At 69.3% G+C, this 18,191-nt stretch carries 14 protein-coding genes; 13 read left to right on the top strand and 1 reads right to left on the bottom strand.

Annotated features, from left to right (window positions below):
• The first annotated feature begins 106 nt into the window (after positions 1-106).
• Positions 107-1,516: a glycoside hydrolase family 16 protein gene (locus ACZ4UV_RS11420; protein ID WP_467837484.1), complete on the top strand. Its 1,410-nt coding sequence runs from the start codon at positions 107-109 to the stop codon at positions 1,514-1,516.
• 54 nt (positions 1,517-1,570) lie between these two features.
• Here ACZ4UV_RS11420 and ACZ4UV_RS11415 read toward each other — a convergent pair whose 3' ends face one another.
• Positions 1,571-2,467 carry a helix-turn-helix domain-containing protein gene (locus ACZ4UV_RS11415; RefSeq protein ID WP_390037309.1) on the bottom strand — a complete coding sequence of 299 codons (897 nt, stop codon included), beginning with the start codon at positions 2,465-2,467 and terminating at the stop codon, positions 1,571-1,573.
• A 145-nt stretch (positions 2,468-2,612) separates the two neighbouring features.
• Between ACZ4UV_RS11415 and tkt the strand changes: the two genes are divergently transcribed.
• From tkt to ACZ4UV_RS11355, 12 genes are all read left to right on the top strand, one after another.
• Positions 2,613-4,703 carry a transketolase gene (gene tkt, locus ACZ4UV_RS11410; protein ID WP_451020414.1) on the top strand — a complete coding sequence of 697 codons (2,091 nt, stop codon included), beginning with the start codon at positions 2,613-2,615 and terminating at the stop codon, positions 4,701-4,703.
• Positions 4,704-4,735: 32 nt separating this feature from the next.
• Entirely contained in the window at positions 4,736-5,878 is a 1,143-nt protein-coding gene (gene tal / locus ACZ4UV_RS11405; RefSeq protein ID WP_451020415.1) for a transaldolase, read from the top strand.
• Positions 5,878-7,446, top strand: coding sequence for a glucose-6-phosphate dehydrogenase (gene zwf, locus ACZ4UV_RS11400; protein WP_451020416.1), 1,569 nt, complete (start codon positions 5,878-5,880; stop codon positions 7,444-7,446). Before tal ends, zwf begins: the two co-directional genes overlap by 1 nt.
• On the top strand, positions 7,443-8,378 hold the full coding sequence (opcA, locus tag ACZ4UV_RS11395; protein ID WP_451020417.1) for a glucose-6-phosphate dehydrogenase assembly protein OpcA: 936 nt from the start codon (positions 7,443-7,445) through the stop codon (positions 8,376-8,378). Before zwf ends, opcA begins: the two co-directional genes overlap by 4 nt.
• Positions 8,371-10,011, top strand: a complete 1,641-nt coding sequence (pgi, locus tag ACZ4UV_RS11390; protein ID WP_467837481.1) for a glucose-6-phosphate isomerase — start codon at positions 8,371-8,373, stop codon at positions 10,009-10,011. Before opcA ends, pgi begins: the two co-directional genes overlap by 8 nt.
• 5 nt (positions 10,012-10,016) lie before the next feature.
• Positions 10,017-10,895, top strand: coding sequence for a phosphogluconate dehydrogenase (NAD(+)-dependent, decarboxylating) (gene gnd, locus ACZ4UV_RS11385; RefSeq protein WP_467837479.1), 879 nt, complete (start codon positions 10,017-10,019; stop codon positions 10,893-10,895).
• Between the two features lie 6 nt (positions 10,896-10,901).
• Positions 10,902-11,495, top strand: coding sequence for a histidine phosphatase family protein (locus ACZ4UV_RS11380; RefSeq protein WP_467837477.1), 594 nt, complete (start codon positions 10,902-10,904; stop codon positions 11,493-11,495).
• A 193-nt stretch (positions 11,496-11,688) separates the two neighbouring features.
• Entirely contained in the window at positions 11,689-12,936 is a 1,248-nt protein-coding gene (locus ACZ4UV_RS11375; RefSeq protein ID WP_467837475.1) for an ROK family protein, read from the top strand.
• Positions 12,937-12,947: 11 nt separating this feature from the next.
• Positions 12,948-14,798 carry a glycoside hydrolase gene (locus ACZ4UV_RS11370; RefSeq protein ID WP_467837929.1) on the top strand — a complete coding sequence of 617 codons (1,851 nt, stop codon included), beginning with the start codon at positions 12,948-12,950 and terminating at the stop codon, positions 14,796-14,798.
• 262 nt (positions 14,799-15,060) lie between these two features.
• Positions 15,061-16,326, top strand: coding sequence for an ABC transporter substrate-binding protein (locus ACZ4UV_RS11365; protein WP_451021850.1), 1,266 nt, complete (start codon positions 15,061-15,063; stop codon positions 16,324-16,326).
• A gap of 20 nt (positions 16,327-16,346) precedes the next feature.
• Positions 16,347-17,312 (top strand): carbohydrate ABC transporter permease, encoded by a 966-nt coding sequence (locus ACZ4UV_RS11360; RefSeq protein WP_451021849.1) that lies wholly within the window; start codon positions 16,347-16,349, stop codon positions 17,310-17,312.
• A complete protein-coding gene (locus ACZ4UV_RS11355) occupies positions 17,309-18,175 on the top strand; it encodes a carbohydrate ABC transporter permease (protein ID WP_451021848.1) in 867 nt (288 codons plus the stop codon). The genes ACZ4UV_RS11360 and ACZ4UV_RS11355 overlap by 4 nt, the downstream gene beginning before the upstream one ends.
• Positions 18,176-18,191 lie beyond the last annotated feature (16 nt).

Below are 18,191 nucleotides of genomic sequence, written 5' to 3'. Positions count from 1 at the left end.
AGCACATTGGGCCCACTTTGAGAGCGCTCTCAGCCAGTCCCCCGTCACGCCTGGCGCTCTCGGAGGCACACCCGCGCACCCCCCTCCGTACCCGAGAGGCACCCCCATGAGCGAAACCTCCGGTATACCTCCTGCGGACCACAGACGGCGGCGCTCGTTCCGGCGCGCTCTCCTCGCCGGGCTCGCCACCATGGGCCTGGCGGTCGCGGCCGCCACGACCGCCACCCTGCCCGCCAACGCCTCGGCTCCCTCCGTCCCGTCCGGCTGGAGCCAGGTCTTCCTCGACGACTTCAACGGCACCGCCGGCACCGGCGTCAACACCTCCGACTGGCAGTACGACACCGGGACCTCGTATCCCGGAGGCGCCGCCAACTGGGGCACCGGCGAGGTCGAGACGATGACCTCGTCCACCGCCAACGTCGCCCTGGACGGCAGCGGCAACCTGAAGATCACGCCGGTCCGGGACGCGTCCGGCAACTGGACGTCGGGCCGGATCGAGACCACGCGCACCGACTTCCAGCCCCCGGCCGGCGGCAAGCTGCGCGTCGAGGCCCGCATCCAGATGCCGAACGTCACGGGCAACGCGGCCCTCGGCTACTGGCCGGCCTTCTGGATGCTGGGCGCCCCCTACCGGGGCAACTACCAGAACTGGCCGAGCGTCGGCGAGCTGGACATCATGGAGAACGTCAACGGCATCAACAAGACGTGGGCGACCATGCACTGCGGCACGGCCTCGGGCGGCCCGTGCAACGAGACGACGGGCCTCGGCAATTCGACCGCCTGCCCCAACACCACCTGCCAGTCCGGCTTCCACACCTACACGATGGAGTGGGACCGCTCGGTGAGCCCCGAAGCGATCCGCTTCTACGTCGACGGCGTCAACTACCAGACCGTGACGGCGAACCAGGTGGACGCCACCACCTGGACCAACGCCACGAGCCACGGCTTCTTCGTCATCCTGAACGTGGCGATGGGCGGCGGCTTCCCGGCCGCGTTCGGCGGCGGCCCGACCTCCGCCACCGAGTCCGGCCACCCGATGGTCGTGGACTACGTCCAGGTGCTGTCGCAAAGTGGGAGCGGTACCACCACCCCGCCGACCGGCAACCGTGACGCCTACAGCGCCATCCAGGCCGAGTCCTACGACAGCCAGGCAGGCGTGAGCACGGAGACCACCACGGACACCGGCGGCGGCTCCGACATCGGCTACGTCGCCAACGGCGACTGGGCGCTCTACAAGGGCGTCAACTTCGGCTCCACGGCGGCCACCCAGTTCTACGCGAGGGTGGCGAGCGGCGCCGCCTCCGGGGTGAGCGGCCTGGTCCAGGTCCGGCTCGACAGCCCCTCCAACTCCCCCATCGGCAGCTTCTCGGTCGCCAACACCGGCGGCTGGCAGACCTGGACGACGGTCCCGGCCAACATCAGCTCGGTGACGGGCACCCACGACGTCTACCTGACCTTCAGCAGCGGCCAGTCGGCGGACTTCGTGAACGTGAACTGGTTCGACTTCGGTCACTGACACGGGAGTCGGGCACGCGGCGCCGGAGGGGCCCCCTCCGGCGCCGTCGCCGTGTCAGCGCAGCTCCGCCCGGAACGCCACCGGGGTCTGCCCGGTGTGCAGCTGGAAGAACTTGGAGAAGTTCGCCGCGTCCGGGAAGCCGACCGCCGCGCCGACCCGGCCGATCGGCAGGTCCGTGTGGGCGAGGAGGCGTTTGGCCTCCAGGACGACCCGCTTGTCGATGAAGCCCTTGGGGGTCTCGCCGGTCGCGGCGCGGACCGCGCGGACCAGGGTGCGGCGGGAGTAACCGAGGGCGTCCGCGTAGGCGCTGACGCTGTGGTTGGTGGCGAAGTCCTTCTCGACCGCGTCCCTGAACAGGGTGAAGGTCGTATCGGCCTGGCGGCGGGCCGCCTCCGCCGAGCTCGCCGCGAGGTGGGCGAGGCGGAGGAGAAACGCCGTCAGGGAGTGCCGCAGCACCGAGGTGTGCAGGCTCAGGGGGAGGGTTTCGGTGTCCTCGTACTCGCGTTGCAGGTGGGCGAGCGACGCCTGGAGCGCGGCGAGCCGCGGGGCGTCGGGACGGAGCAGGGGCGGCAGGTCGTAGCGGTAGAGGCCGGTCGCCTCGACGGTGGCCCGCGGCAGGAAGCCGGGCTGCATGGTCAGGACGGTTCCGCGGTACTCGCAGGTCCGCGAGAAGCGGTGCACCTGTCCCGGGCGGATCCAGAGCAGGTCGCCGGCCCGGGCCTCGTACTCGGCGAAGTCGATCATGTGCCGGACCGGGCCCTCGGTGAAGAGCATGACCACGTGGAAGTCGATGCGGTGGACGCGCTCCAGCGGGGCGTCGGCGTGCCACCGGCGTTCGGTCCCCATCGGGCCGACCTGGATGCCGACGCCGCCGACGCTCAGATCCACCGGGAAGGGGAAGGTTCTGATCCCGTCACCGTCGCCTGCCCCATTGGGCGTTCTGTCCGCCATGTCCTTCTCGTGCCGTCCCTGTCGAAGATCCGTGTCCCACTTTCACCACAGGCTGACACACCCCGACCTTCCCTCCCAAAAGTCAGACTTTTACTTTTGAACGCGTCAGGCCAGCCAGAACGCTTCGAACGAGGACTTCTTGAAGATGAGCACGCAGACATCAGTGGGCGTCGACGACGGCTTCGAGTGGACCGACCTCGACCGGCGTGCCGTGGACACGGCGCGCCTCCTCGCGGCCGACGCGGTCCAGCAGGTCGGCAACGGGCACCCCGGCACCGCGATGAGTCTGGCCCCGGCCGCGTACACGATCTTTCAGAAGGTGATGCGCCACGACCCGGCCGACCCCGAGTGGACCGGCCGGGACCGTTTCGTCCTCTCCCCCGGGCACACCTCGCTCACCCTCTACACCCAGCTGTTCCTCGCCGGGTACGAGCTGGAGCTGGACGACCTCAAGGCCTTCCGCACCCACGGGTCCAAGACGCCCGGCCACCCCGAGTACGGCCACACGGCCGGCGTCGAGACCACCACCGGGCCGCTCGGGCAGGGCGTCGCCAACGCGGTCGGCATGGCCATGGCCGCCCGCTACGAGCGCGGCCTCTTCGACCCGGAGGCGCCCGAGGGCACCTCGCCCTTCGACCACACCATCTGGGCGATCGTCTCCGACGGCGACCTGGAGGAGGGCGTCTCCGCCGAGGCCTCCTCGCTGGCCGGCCACCAGAAGCTCGGCAACCTGGTCTTCGTCTACGACGACAACCACATCTCCATCGAGGGCGACACCGCGACCGCCTTCTCGGAAGACGTCCTCAAGCGGTACGAGGCCTACGGCTGGCACACCCAGCGCATCGAGCCGACCGCCGAGGGCGACGTCGACGTCCACGCCCTGTACGCGGCGCTCAAGGCGGCCCGGGCCGAGACCGGGCGGCCGTCCATCATCGCCATGCGGACGATCATCGCCTGGCCCGCCCCGAACGCGCGGAACACCGAGGCCTCCCACGGCTCCGCGCTCGGAGCCGACGAGGTCGCCGCCACCAAGCGCGTCCTCGGCTTCGACCCGGAGCGGAGCTTCCAGGTCGACGCCGACGTCCTGGCCCACACCCACCGGGCCCTGGACCGGGGTGCCGAGGCCCACGCGGCCTGGGACAAGCGCATCGCCGAGTGGCGGACGCAGCACGCGGAGCACGCCCGGCTCTTCGACCGGGTCGTGGCCGGTCAGCTCCCCGAGGGGTGGGAGTCCGAGATCCCCGTCTTCGAGGAGGGCAAGGCGGTCGCCACCCGCGCCGCCTCCGGCAAGGTCCTCCAGGCGCTCGGCCCGGTGCTGCCCGAGCTGTGGGGCGGCTCCGCCGACCTCGCGGGCTCCAACAACACCACCATCGACAAGACGTCCTCCTTCCTGCCGAAGGGCAACCCGCTGCCCGAGGCGAACCCGTACGGCCGTACCGTCCACTTCGGCATCCGCGAGTTCTCGATGGCCGCCGAGATGAACGGCATCGCCCTGCACGGCAACACCCGGATCTACGGCGGCACCTTCCTGGTGTTCTCCGACTACATGCGCAACGCCGTCCGTATGTCGGCCCTGATGCAGCTGCCCGTGACGTACGTCTGGACCCACGACTCGATCGGCCTGGGCGAGGACGGCCCGACCCACCAGCCGGTCGAGCACCTGGCCGCGCTGCGGGCCATCCCGGGCCTGAACGTCGTCCGCCCGGCCGACGCCAACGAGACCGCGACGGCCTGGGCCGAGATCCTGAAGAGGCACGCCACGCACCCCGCCCCGCACGGGCTCGCGCTGACCCGCCAGGGCGTACCGACGTACGCGCCGAACCCGGACGCGGCCAAGGGCGGCTACGTACTGCGCGAGTCGTCGACCGAGACCCCGGAGGTGGTCCTGATCGCCACCGGTTCCGAGGTGCACCTCGCCGTCGGGGCGCGCGACCTCCTGGAGGCCGAGGGGATCGGCACCCGGGTGGTGTCGATGCCGTCCGTGGAGTGGTTCGAGGAGCAGTCCCGCGAGTACCGCGAGAGCGTCCTGCCGCCGGCCGTGAAGGCGCGGGTCGCCGTCGAGGCCGGGATCGGCCTGACCTGGTACCGCTTCGTCGGCGACGCCGGACGGATCGTCTCCCTGGAGCACTTCGGCGCCTCCGCCGACGCCGGGACCCTGTTCGCCGAGTTCGGCTTCACCGCCGAGAACGTGGCGGCCGCGGCCCACGAGTCCCTCGCCGCCGCCCGCACCGTCTGATCCACCAGCCAGAAACAGTTCAGTAAGGGAAGATGATCACTGTGACCGAAGCAACCGCCACCGCGGGAGCACTGAAGCGCCTCTCCGACGAGGGCGTCTCGATCTGGCTGGACGACCTGTCGCGCAAGCGGATCAGCACCGGCAACCTCGCCGAGCTCGTCGCCGACCGCAACGTCGTGGGCGTGACCACGAACCCGTCGATCTTCCAGGCCGCCATCGGCTCCGGCGAGGGGTACGAGGAGCAGCTGTCCGACCTCGCGGTGCGCGGGGTCACGGTCGAGGAGGCCGTGCGGATGATGACGACGCAGGACGTGCGGGCCGCCGCCGACATCCTGCGTTCCGTATACGACGCGTCGCACGGCACGGACGGCCGGGTGTCCATCGAGGTCGACCCCCGCCTCGCCCACGACACCACCGCCACCGTCGCCGAGGCCAAGCAGCTCTTCTGGCTGGTCGACCGCCCCAACGTGATGATCAAGATCCCGGCCACCAGGGCCGGTCTCCCGGCGATCACCGCGGTCGTCGCGGAGGGCATCAGCGTCAACGTCACGCTGATCTTCTCGCTGGAGCGCTACCGCGAGGTCATGGCCGCCTACCTGGCCGGCCTGGAGCAGGCCGCCGCCAGGGGCCTGGACCTCTCCACGATCCACTCCGTGGCCTCCTTCTTCGTCTCCCGCGTCGACAGCGAGATCGACAAGCGGCTGACGGTGATCGGGACCGACGAGGCGCTCGCGCTGAAGGGCAGGGCGGCGCTGGCCAACGCGCGGCTCGCCTACGAGGCGTACGAGGAGGTCTTCGCGGGCGACCGCTGGACCGCGCTGGCCGCCGCGAAGGCCAACAGGCAGCGCCCCCTGTGGGCCTCCACCGGCGTCAAGGACCCGGCGTACAAGGACACCCTCTACGTCGACGAGCTGGTGGCCCCCGGCACCGTCAACACCATGCCGGAGGCGACGCTGAACGCGACCGCCGACCACGGTGACATCCACGGCGACACGGTGACCGGGGGCTACGCCCAGGCCCGTGCCGACCTGGAGGCGGTGGAGCGGCTCGGCATCTCCTACGACGAGGTCGTGGGCAAGCTGGAGGACGAGGGCGTCGCCAAGTTCGAGGTGGCCTGGCAGGAGCTGCTGGACGCCGTCACGAAGTCCCTGGACAGCAAGGGAGTTGAGGCGTAATGAGCGAGACCGCCAAGGAGGTGCGGGTGCCGGTGGTGCCCGCCGCCGACTGGGACAACCCGTTGCGCGACGCGCGCGACCGGCGGCTGCCGCGGGTCGCCGGCCCGTCGGGCCTGGTCATCTTCGGGGTGACCGGCGACCTGTCCCGCAAGAAACTGATGCCGGCCATCTACGACCTGGCCAACCGCGGCCTGCTGCCGCCGGGCTTCTCCCTCGTCGGCTTCGCCCGCCGGGACTGGGAGGACCAGGACTTCGCCCAGGTCGTCCACGACGCGGTGCGCGAGCACGCCCGGACCCCCTTCCAGGAGGAGGTCTGGCAGCAGCTCGCCGAGGGCATGCGGTTCATCCCCGGCGACTTCGACGACGACACCGCGTTCAAGCAGCTCAAGGCGGCCGTCGACGAACTGGACAGCTCCCGGGGCACCGGCGGCAACTTCGCCTTCTACCTCTCCGTGCCGCCGAAGTTCTTCCCGAAGGTCGTGCAGCAGCTGAAGAAGGTCGGCCTGGCGACCCCGCCGGAAGGGGCCTGGCGGCGGGCGGTCATCGAGAAGCCGTTCGGCCACGACCTGGCGTCGGCGCAGGACCTGAACGCGGTCGTCCACGACGTGTTCGATCCGGACCAGGTGTTCCGCATCGACCACTACCTGGGCAAGGAGACCGTCCAGAACATCCTGGCGCTGCGCTTCGCCAACCAGATGTACGAGCCGATCTGGAACCGGTCGTACGTCGACCACGTGCAGATCACCATGGCCGAGGACATCGGCATCGGCGGCCGTGCGGGTTACTACGACGGAATCGGCTCGGCCCGTGACGTCATCCAGAACCACCTGCTCCAGCTGATGGCCCTCACCGCGATGGAGGAGCCGATCGCGTTCGACGCGGACGCGCTGCTCACCGAGAAGCTGAAGGTCCTCAAGTCGGTGCGGCTGCCGGAGGACCTGGGCCGGCACACCGTGCGCGGGCAGTACGCCGAGGGCTGGCAGGGCGGCGAGAAGGTGATCGGCTACCTCCAGGAGGACGGCATCGACCCGAAGTCGAAGACCGACACCTACGCGGCCGTCAAGCTCGGCATCGACAACCGCCGCTGGGCGGGCGTCCCCTTCTACCTGCGCACCGGCAAGCGGCTCGGCCGCCGCGTCACCGAGATCGCGGTGGTCTTCAAGCGGGCCCCGCACTCCCCCTTCGACTCCACGGCCACCGAGGAGCTCGGCGCGAACGCGATCGTCATCCGCGTCCAGCCCGACGAGGGCATGACCGTCCGGTTCGGCTCCAAGGTGCCCGGCACCTCGATGGAGATCCGGGACGTGACGATGGACTTCGCGTACGGCGAGTCGTTCACGGAGTCCAGCCCGGAGGCGTACGAGCGGCTCATCCTGGACGTGCTGCTCGGCGACGCCAATTTGTTCCCTCGTCACCAGGAAGTGGAAGAGTCCTGGAAGATCCTCGACCCGATCGAGACGTACTGGGCGAAGCATGGTAAGCCCGCACAGTACGAGTCGGGCAGCTGGGGACCGCAGGAAGCCGACGAGATGCTCGCACGAGACGGACGGAGCTGGCGCAGGCCATGAAGATCGACCTGACCGACACCACGGCAAGCAAGATCAACAAGGCGCTGGTGCAGGGTCGCCGCGCCATCGGCACGCCCGCCGTGGGCATGGTCCTGACGATGGTGATCGTCACGGACGAGGAGAACGCCTACGACTCGATCAAGGCGGCCGAGGAGGCCTCGCACGAGCACCCCTCGCGCACCCTGGTCGTCATCAAGCGGCACGCCCGCACCCTGCGCGACCGCACCACTTCCCGTCTGGACGCGGAGGTCCGGGTCGGCTCCGAGGCCGGCACCGGCGAGACGGTCGTGCTGCGCACCTACGGCGACGTCTCCGACCACGCCGACTCGGTGGTGCTGCCGCTGCTGCTGCCGGACGCCCCGGTGGTGGTGTGGTGGCCGGTGGAGGCCCCCGACACCCCCTCCAAGGACCCGCTCGGCGCGCTCGCCCAGCGCAGGATCACCGACCTGTACGCGGTCGAGCGGCCGATGCAGGTCCTGGAGTCCCGCGCCCGCAACTACGCGCCGGGCGACACCGACCTCGCGTGGACCCGGCTCACCCTGTGGCGGTCCATGCTGGCCGCCGCCCTCGACCAGGCCCGGGTCGACGTGACCTCGGCGGCCGTGGAGGCCGAGGCGGACAACCCGAGCGCCGAACTCCTCGCCCGCTGGCTGGAGGCGCGGCTCAAGGTCAAGGTGGACCGCGTGGTCTCCCCCGGCCCGGTCGTGACGAAGGTACGGCTCGGCACGGCGAGCGGCGAGATCGTCATCGACCGCCCCGAGGGCCCCCTCGCGACCCTGACCCTGCCGGGCCAGCCGCCGCGCACCCTCGCCCTGAAGGTCCGCGCCACCTCCGAACTCATCGCCGAGGAACTGCGCCGCCTCGACGCCGACGAGATGTACGCCGTCGCTCTTCGGGGCGAGGGCACCAAGGAGACCGCTTCCCATGCCTGACACCCCCGAGCTCACCCGGCGGCCCGAGTGGGCCGCCCTGGAGGACCACCGGGCCGAGGGACAGCCCGTCCTGCGTGAGCTGTTCGAGGCCGACCCGGCGCGCGCCGAGCGGTACGTCGTACGGGTCGGCGACCTGTACATCGACTACAGCAAGCACCTGATCACGGACGAGACCCTCGCCCTGCTCCAGGAACTGGCCACCGCCACCGACGTGTTCGGGCTGCGGGACGCCATGTTCCGCGGCGAGAAGATCAACATCACCGAGCGGCGGGCGGTCCTGCACACCGCCCTGCGCGCCCCGCGCGACACGGTGATCGAGGTCGACGGGGTGAACGTCGTCCCGGCCGTGCACGCCGTGCTGGACAAGATGGGCGGCTTCGCCGAGCGGGTCCGCTCCGGCGAGTGGACCGGCCACACCGGCAAGCGCATCCGGAACGTCGTCAACATCGGCATCGGCGGCTCGGACCTCGGTCCCGCGATGGCCTACGAGGCCCTCCGTGCCTTCACGGCACGGGACCTGACGTTCCGTTTCGTCTCCAACGTGGACGGCGCCGACCTGCACGAGGCGACCCGCGACCTGGACCCGGCGGAGACGCTGTTCATCGTCGCGTCGAAGACGTTCACCACGATCGAGACCATCACCAACGCGACCTCGGCGCGCACCTGGCTGCTCGACGGGCTGGGCGGCGACGAAAAGGCGGTGGCGAAGCACTTCGTGGCCCTGTCCACGAACGCCGGCAAGGTGACGGAGTTCGGCATCGACCCCGACAACATGTTCGAGTTCTGGGACTGGGTCGGCGGCCGCTACTCGTACGACTCCGCGATCGGCCTCTCGCTGATGATCGCCATCGGCCCGGACCGCTTCCGGGAGATGCTGGACGGCTTCCACCTGGTCGACGAGCACTTCCGCACCGCCCCCGCCGAGGCCAACGCGCCTCTGCTGCTCGGCCTGCTGGGCGTCTGGTACGGCAACTTCCACGACGCCCAGTCGCACGCGGTGCTGCCGTACAGCCACTACCTCTCCAAGTTCACCGCGTACCTCCAGCAGCTGGACATGGAGTCCAACGGCAAGTCGGTGGACCGGGACGGCCGGCCGGTGCAGTGGCAGACCGGCCCGGTGGTGTGGGGCACGCCCGGCACCAACGGCCAGCACGCGTACTACCAGTTGATCCACCAGGGCACCAAGCTGATCCCGGCGGACTTCATCGGCTTCGCCGAGCCGGTCGCCGAGCTGAGCGGTGCGCTCAAGGCGCAGCACGACCTGCTGATGGCGAACTTCTTCGCCCAGACCCAGGCGCTGGCCTTCGGCAAGACGGCGGAGGAGGTCCGCGCGGAGGGCGTGGCCGAGGAGCAGGTGGCGCACCGCACCTTCAAGGGCAACCACCCCACCACCACGATCCTGGCCCGCGAGCTGACCCCGTCGGTCCTCGGCCAGCTCGTCGCGCTCTACGAGCACAAGGTCTTCGTGCAGGGCGCGATCTGGAACATCGACTCCTTCGACCAGTGGGGCGTGGAGCTGGGCAAGGTGCTCGCCAAGCGCATCGAGCCCGCCCTGACGGAAGGCGCCGACGTGCCCGGCCTCGACCCGTCCACCACCGCCCTCGTCTCGACGTACCGAACGCTTAGGAAGTGAATGACATGCAGCTCGGACTGATCGGCCTCGGCAAGATGGGCGGCAACATGCGCGAGCGGATCCGCCGCGCAGGGCACACCGTCATCGGCTACGACCGCAACCCCGACGTCTCCGACGTCAAGTCCCTCGAAGAACTGGTCGAGAAGCTCGACGCGCCGCGCGTGGTGTGGGTGATGGTCCCGGCCGGCCACGCCACCCAGTCCGTCGTCGACGAGCTCAAGGACCTGCTGTCCGAGGGCGACACGGTGGTCGACGGCGGCAACTCCCGCTGGACGGACGACGAGAAGCACGCCGCCGAGCTCGGCATCAAGGGCATCGGCTTCGTCGACGCCGGTGTCTCCGGCGGCGTGTGGGGCCTGCAGAACGGCTACGCCCTGATGGTCGGCGGCGACAAGCAGCACGTGGAGCGGCTGGAGCCGATCTTCGAGGCGCTCAAGCCGGAGGGCCCGTACGGCTACGTCCACGCCGGCAGGGTCGGCGCCGGGCACTTCTCCAAGATGGTCCACAACGGCATCGAGTACGCCATGATGCAGGCCTACGCCGAGGGCTGGGAACTCCTTGAGAAGGTCAAGTCGGTGGACAACGTCCGCGAGGTCTTCCGCTCCTGGCAGGAGGGCACCGTCATCCGCTCCTGGCTGCTCGACCTCGCGGTCAACGCCCTGGACGACGACGAGCACCTGGACAAGCTGAAGGGCTTCGCGCAGGACTCCGGCGAGGGCCGCTGGACCGTCGAGGCGGCCATCGACAACGCGGTGCCGCTGCCGGCGATCACGGCCTCCCTCTTCGCCCGGTTCGCGTCCCGCCAGGACGACTCCCCGCAGATGAAGATGATCGCGGCGCTGCGCAACCAGTTCGGCGGCCACGCCGTCGAGTCGAAGGAGTAGTGCACGGTGGGGGACCTTCTCCTGGTCCGCCACGGTGAGACCGAGTGGAGCCTGTCGGGACAGCACACCAGCTGGACCGACCTGCCCCTCACCCAGCACGGCGAGGAACAGGCCAAGTCCCTCGCCCCGCTCCTCACCGGCCGGACCTACGCACTGGCGCTGTCCAGCCCGCTGGACCGCGCGATACGCACCGCCGAACTCGCCGGCCTGACCGGGGTCGTGCCCGACCCCGACCTGCACGAATGGGACTACGGCGGCTACGAGGGTGTCACCACGGTGGACATCCACCGCACCCGCCCCGACTGGTACCTGTGGACCGACGGCGTCCCGCCCGGCCCCGAGGGCCACCCCGGCGAGTCGCCGGAGCAGATCGGTGCGCGGGCCGACCGGGTGCTCAGGAAGGTCGAGACGGCGCTCAACACCGGCACGGGTGACGTGATCCTGGTGGCCCACGCCCACTTCCTGCGGGTGCTGACGGCCCGCCGCCTGGGGCTGCCGCCCGCCGAGGGCAGGCTGTTCCAGCTGTCTACGGGAACCGTCAGCCGGCTGTCCACCGAGCACGGGTGGCCCGTGATCGCCGAGTGGAACACACAGCCGTAACCCATATCGCGACGGCCCGTCAGTGACAACTGGCGGGCCGTTTCGACTGCCGGCCCCCGGCCACCGCCGCGAAAGTTTCTACGGCCCCTTTCCTAACCCCTTGTCGAAAGTCCCGCGAAGCCCATAGCCTGACGCGGCGCCGGTGCCGTCGTACGCCCCGGCCCGGCCGTGACGGGATGGGAGGGGCAGCCGCGTGAAGCGCACGTCGCGTGACATCCGCACCGCGAACCGCTACGAGGTGCTGCGCCAGATCATCGCCCGGTCCCCCACCTCCCGGCAGACGCTGGCGGCCGCGACCGGACTCAGCGTCGCCACGGTCGCCACCCTCGTCGGTGAGCTGCTCGACCTCCGGATGATCACCGAGGTCGGCTTCGAGGACTCGGCGGGCGGCCGCCCCCGGGGCCTCGTCGCCGTCAACTCCGCGGGCGGCGCGCTGATCGGTGTCGACATGGCGGAGACGTACGTCCGGGTCGAGCTGTTCGACCTGGGGCTGAACGTGCTGGCCCGCGCGGTGGAGGACATGCGCCCCGGGGAGAGCCGCCCCGAGCAGGCGGTCGGCCATGTGGCCACGGCCATCGGCTCGGTGGTCGCGCAGGCCGGCGTCGAGGGCGCCCGGGTGCTGGGCGTCGGGGTGAGCGTGCCGGGGCAGGTCGACCGGGCCACCGGCATCGCCGAGTACGCGCCCAACTGGGACTGGCACGACGTGCCGTTGCTCGACCTGCTCGCCGAGCACATCGCCTATCCGCTGTATCTCGACAACCCGTTGCGGGCGAGTGCCGTGGCCGAGCTGTGGTTCGGGGCCGCGCGCGGGCGCGAGGACGCCGTCGTGGTGAACCTCGGGACCGGGGTCGGTGCCGGACTGGTGCTGGGCGGCGGGCTGTACCGAGGTGTCAGCAACAGCGCCGGGGAGTGGGGTCATACGACACTCGTGCTGGACGGGCGGCTGTGCCACTGCGGCAACCACGGCTGCGTCGAGACGTACGTCGGCGCCCCCGGCATCATGCTCAACCTGCGCGAACTCAGCCCCCGCTCCACGCTGTTGCATCCCGAGGACCAGACGGCGACCATCGACGCCCTGGCCCACGGAGTCGCCGCGGGCGATCCGGTGGCGGTCAAGGTGGTCCGCGACACCGCCCGGTACCTGGGCGCGGGCATCGCGGACCTGGTGAACCTGTACAACCCCGAAGTGGTCGTGCTCAGCAGCTGGGTCGCCAGGAAGCTGGGCGCACCGCTGCTCGACGAGGTGCGCGAGGCCGTCCGGCGGCACGCGCTGAGGCGGCCGTTCGCCGCCACCGAGATCGTCCTCTCCCCCGTCCCCACCGACCCGGTCTGCCTGGGCGCGGCCACGTTCGCGCTGGAGGGCGCACTGCAGTCGGTGGGGCAGCGGGGCGCCAGACGCACCGCCGGCCCCGCAAGGAGCCGTACCGCACCACCTTCATGACGACGGAAGGGATGCACGTGTCACACCCCCACCGCAGGAGATCGGTCCTCCTGACGGCCGCGGCCGCACTGGCCGTCGCCGGCCCCCTGATATCCGCCCCGCCCACCTCGGCCGCCACCGCCACGGCATCCGCTGCCGAGGTCTCCCCGCACGCCGCCCAGACCATCGACGACATCGGCGCCTCGGGCGCCTGGTGGGTCAACGACCTCCAGCACTTCTCCCCCAAGGTCCAGGCCAGGGTGGCGAAGCTGCTCTTCTCCAAGCAGGGCCTGGACCTCAGCTCGTACCGCTACAACATCGGCGGTGGCGGGGTCGCGGTCACCACCCCGGCCCGGGCCGCCGAGGACTTCCTGGACTCCGACGGCTCGTACGACTGGAGCCGGGACAAGGGCGGTCAGACCTTCCTCCAGTACGCGGCGAAGTACGGCGTCGAGGACCTGATCGGCTTCGTCAACAGCGCGCCCGCCCGGTGGACGACCAACGGGCAGAGCTGCGGCGGGCAGTTGAAGGCCGAGGACGAGACCGCCTACGCGAACTACATCGCCGACGTCACCGACCACTTCGCCCGGCAGGGCGTGAAACTGGACTACATCAGCCCCTTCAACGAGCCGGACAACGACTTCGGCTCGTGCGGCCAGGAGGGCATGCAGGTCACGGTCGACCAGCGCGACGACATCGTCAGAGCGCTGGGCGCCGAGCAGCAGGCCCGGCACCAGAAGACCTCGGTCATCGCCGACGAGTCCAGCCAGACGACCCAGTTCGTCTCCGAACTCCCGCAGTGGATCTCGCAGCCCGGCACCGCACAGTACGTGTCCGCGCTGGCCCACCACACCTACAACAACCCCAACGACGGCCAGCTCGCCAACGTCTACGAGACGTCGAAGACGGTCGGCCAGAAGTCCTGGGCCACCGAGATCTGCTGCTTCGGCAAGGGCTCCACGGGCTGGAACCAGGAGTACGACCCGTCCATCGACAACGCCCTGTTGATGTCCCGGATCATCTACAAGGACTTCGCGAGCGCCCACGACTCGGCCTTCCAGTGGTGGGTGGCGCTGGCCAGCGGCTACGGCACCGACCCGTACGCGAAGAACGACGTCGGCTGGAACGACGGCCTGATCTACTACGACCCCGACTACGCGACGAACGGCAACCAGACGCTGTACTTCACCAAGCGGTACTACGCCCTCGGCCAGTACAGCAAGTTCGTGAAACCGGGCTCGGTCGCGCACAACGTGACCGGGGCGCCGGACGGGGTCGAGGTGTCGGCGTACGACAGCGGCGACCGGTGGGTGGTCGTGGTCAACAACCACAACACCACCGACACCCCGCTGAGTCTGCACTTCAACAACGCGACGCCGGTGAAGGCCAGGCAGGCGGTGCGTACGTCGGCCACCGAGGACTGGGCCGAGGTCGCGAAACCGTCGGTGAGCGCGGGGACGGTCTCGGCCACCCTCGCCGCCCGCTCGGTCACGACGTACGTCTTCGACCAGAAGGGCCACGGCAGTTCGGCCGTGACCGGCGCGCTGGCCGGCAAACAGTCCGGCAAGTGCCTGACCGCAGGCGCCTCCGGGGCCGCCATCAGCACCTGCACGGGCACGGCGGACCAGTCGTGGTCGTACGACGCGAGGGGCACCCTGAAGGGCGCGAACGGCTATCTGACGGCGTCGGGTTCCGGCCTGACGACGAGCGCCGACTACACCGGTGACACCGGCCAGCGCTGGCTGCTGAACGCCAACGGGCAGATCCTCAGCGAGGCCTCCGGCAAGTGCCTGGACGTGAGCGGGCAGGCCACCGCCGACGGCGGCAAGGTGATCCTCTACAGCTGCAACGGCGGCACCAACGAGGCCTGGACCAGGCAGTAACGGACCCCGCTCCCCCGCAGACCGAGGGCCGCCGGCCCCTCCCTGACCCGGCGGCCCTCAACTCCCCCCGCCCCCCTCTCTGTTCGTCATCCCGAACCGGGTACAACGTTTCGCGCAGACTTCGTCCAACCTCTTGCCGAAGTATTAGCCGAAGGTTAACGTCCCGCTCCGCAACGCAATTTCAGCCATCCGGCTCCCGAGGTTTTCAGGGCCTCCCACGGCCACGGCGCCCAAGCCGCACTCGACAGACAAGGACGTCAGCATGTCGGCACTCAGCAACAACAACTGGTCCCGCCGGTCTCTCTTCCGGGCGGCCGCGGGCATGGCCGCCGCCGGCACCCTGGCCGCGTGCGGCAGCAACAACGGCAGAGGCGGGGGCAGCGGGTCGGGCACCCAGCTCACCCAGTACTTCCACGCCTACGGCGAGGCGGGCACCGAGCAGGCCCTCAAGCGGTACGCGGCGGCCTACAAGAAGGCCGATGTGAGCACCAGCTGGATCACGGGCAACAACTTCGAGTCCGCACTCTTCGCGGCCCTGCTCACCAAGAAGGCCCCCGACGTCTTCGAGTTCCACCCGCAGCTCCAGCTCGTCAAGAGCGGCCAGGTGGCGGACCTGAGCGACCTCATCGACCCGGTCAAGGACGACTTCAACCCGAACGACATCAACTCCCACACGGTCGACGGGAAGATCTACGGGATCCGGATGATCGACGACCCGCAGTTCTTCTACTACCGCAAGTCGATGCTGGAGAAGGCCAAGGTCGACGTGCCGACGACGCTCGACGAGCTGATCGAGGCCGCCGCCAAGCTCACCACGAGCAAGGTCAAGGGCGTCTTCCTCGGCAACGACTTCACCGCGATCCAGAACACCCTGATCTGGTCGGCCGGCGCCGACACCCTCGACGCGAAGAACCAGATCGCCTACCACACCCCGGGCGTCATCGAGGGCCTGAAGAAGCTCAGGACCCTGTTCACCAGCGGCCACGTGCTGCTGGACGCCCCGACCGACTTCTGGGACCCCTCCTCGCTCAACCAGGGCCTGTGCGCCATCCAGTGGGGCGGCATGTGGTCCATGCCGGCCATGCAGCAGGCCCTCGGCGACGACCTCGGCATCTTCCCGTTCCCGAAGATCGGCAGCGCGGGCAAGCCGTCCGTCTACAACGGCGGCTGGTCGATCTTCGTCAACGCCAAGGGCAAGAACGTCGACGCGGCCAAGGAGTACGTCAAGTGGCTGTGGATCGACCAGAAGCAGTACCAGGAGGACTGGGCCACCTCGTACGGCTTCCACATCCCGCCGCGCACCTCGATAGCCCAGTCGGCCACCAAGCTGAAGTCGGGCCTGCCCGCTGAGGGCGTCAAGCTCTTCACCGACTACGGCCACTTCGACAACATCGGCTTCGACCAGACCATGATCACCGCCTTCAACGACGTGATCGCCTCCTCCGTGCGCAAGAACGGAGACCCCGAGGCCGCGCTCGACGCCTGCGACAAGAAGGTCGACGTCGAACTCAAGAAGCTGTTCGGATAGGCCGCCGGGAAGACCACGACATGTCGACCACCACCACACGCGGGGTCGCCCAACCCGCCCCGGCCAAGGCCTCCCCGGCCCGGCCGCGGCGGGGTCTGCGGGGCAACCCGACGCTCAACTTCTGGCTCTTCACGGGGCCGTTCCTCATCGGCCTGGTGATCTTCGTCTTCGTGCCGATCGTCTGGAGCTTCTGGCTCAGCTTCTTCGACGCCCGGTACACCGTCACGCCGAGTCATTTCATCGGCTTCGACAACTACAAGCAGATCCTGACCAACAGCAACTTCCCCTCCTCGCTGGTGACGTTCACGGTGTTCGCCGCGTTCATCGTGCCGACCACCTGGGCGCTGTCGCTGGGCCTCGCGCTCCTGGTGAACCAGCTGCGCTTCATGAGGGCGTTCTTCCGGTCGGTGTTCTTCCTGCCCACCGCCGTCTCCTACGTGGCCGCGGCGCTGATCTGGAAGATGTCCATCTTCAACGGTGTCCGGTTCGGCCTGGCCAACACCGTCATGAGCTGGTTCGGCGTGGACAACACGTCCTGGATATCCAACCCGAGCCCGCCCTGGTACTGGCTGGTCATCGTGACCCTGCGGCTGTGGATCCAGGCCGGCTTCTACATGATCCTGTTCCTGGCGGCGCTGCAGAACATCCCGCCGGAGCTGTACGAGGCCGCCTCCATCGACGGCGCCAAGCGGGGCTGGCAGACCTTCCGGTACATCACGCTGCCCCAACTGCGCGCCACCTCCACCGCGGTGATCCTGCTGCTGCTCATCGCCGCGTACCAGGCGTTCGACGAGTTCTTCAACATCATCGGGACCAAGGCGACCTGGGCGCAGACACCGCTCATGGAGCTGTACAAGACGGCCCTGGGCACCGACCAGGACTACGGCGCCGGCAGCGCGGGCGCGGTCATCCTGTCCGTGCTGATCTGCATTGTCACCCTGGCCCAGGGCAAGATCATGGGCTTCGGCGGAGGGGAGGAAAAGTGACCGTCACCGCACCGCACGTCCGCAAGAACCGCAAGAAGCGCGGAGGCGTCCTCGGCAACACCGGTCTGTACATCGCCGTCAGTGTCGCCGCCTTCCTCTTCCTGATCCCCTTCTACCTGATCGTCCGCAACTCGCTCTCCACCGACCCGGAGATCACGGGCGAGAACTGGAAGCTGCTGCCCTCCTTCCAGTGGGGCAACATCTCCGAGCTCTTCGACGACCCCACCGTCGAGTTCGCCCACTCCATGTGGAACTCCACGGTGATCGCCGTCCTGAGCACCGTCGGCACCCTGTTGTTCTGCTCCATGGCGGGATACGGGCTCGCCCGCATCCCCTACAAGCACGCCAACAAGGTCTTCTACGCCGTTCTGGCGACCCTTATGGTCCCCACGGCCGTCACCTTCGTGCCCAGCTTCGTGCTGGTCTCGTCCCTCGGCTGGATCGACACCTACCGGGGCATGATCATTCCGGGCCTGTTCAGTGGTTTCACCTGCTTCCTTTTCCGGCAGTACTTCCTGGGGTTCCCCAAGGAGCTGGAGGAGGCGGCACGCGTGGACGGGCTCGGCTACTGGGGCGCGTACTGGCGGATCGTCGTCCCCAACTCGCTGAACTTCTTCGCTGCGATAGCCACGATCACATTCATCAGCGGCTGGAACGCCTTCCTGTGGCCGCTGGTCATCGGCCAGGACCCGAACGCCTGGACCGTGCAGGTCGCGCTCTCCTCGTTCATGACCAACCAGACCGTCAACTTCCATCTGATCTTCATGGCCACGGCCATCTCCATCCTGCCCCTGGTGTTCGTGTTCCTCTTCCTCCAGCGCTGGCTGGTCCAGGGGATCGCGCAGACCGGCATCAAGGGCTGACACCGCACTCTCACGA

This window comes from Streptomyces sp. NPDC028289, from assembly GCF_055565975.1.
This window is presented reverse-complemented; position numbering and strand designations above follow the sequence as displayed.

Excerpts from the sequence above, each read along its gene's own strand:
- ACZ4UV_RS11420 (WP_467837484.1), top strand. The coding sequence starts at position 107 with ATGAGCGAAACCTCCGGTATACCTCCTGCGGACCACAGACGGCGGCGC.
- ACZ4UV_RS11415 (WP_390037309.1), bottom strand. The coding sequence starts at position 2,467 with ATGGCGGACAGAACGCCCAATGGGGCAGGCGACGGTGACGGGATCAGA.
- tkt (WP_451020414.1), top strand. The coding sequence starts at position 2,613 with ATGAGCACGCAGACATCAGTGGGCGTCGACGACGGCTTCGAGTGGACC.
- tal (WP_451020415.1), top strand. The coding sequence starts at position 4,736 with ATGATCACTGTGACCGAAGCAACCGCCACCGCGGGAGCACTGAAGCGC.
- zwf (WP_451020416.1), top strand. The coding sequence starts at position 5,878 with ATGAGCGAGACCGCCAAGGAGGTGCGGGTGCCGGTGGTGCCCGCCGCC.
- opcA (WP_451020417.1), top strand. The coding sequence starts at position 7,443 with ATGAAGATCGACCTGACCGACACCACGGCAAGCAAGATCAACAAGGCG.
- pgi (WP_467837481.1), top strand. The coding sequence starts at position 8,371 with ATGCCTGACACCCCCGAGCTCACCCGGCGGCCCGAGTGGGCCGCCCTG.
- gnd (WP_467837479.1), top strand. The coding sequence starts at position 10,017 with ATGCAGCTCGGACTGATCGGCCTCGGCAAGATGGGCGGCAACATGCGC.
- ACZ4UV_RS11370 (WP_467837929.1), top strand. The coding sequence starts at position 12,948 with ATGCACGTGTCACACCCCCACCGCAGGAGATCGGTCCTCCTGACGGCC.
- ACZ4UV_RS11365 (WP_451021850.1), top strand. The coding sequence starts at position 15,061 with ATGTCGGCACTCAGCAACAACAACTGGTCCCGCCGGTCTCTCTTCCGG.
- ACZ4UV_RS11360 (WP_451021849.1), top strand. The coding sequence starts at position 16,347 with ATGTCGACCACCACCACACGCGGGGTCGCCCAACCCGCCCCGGCCAAG.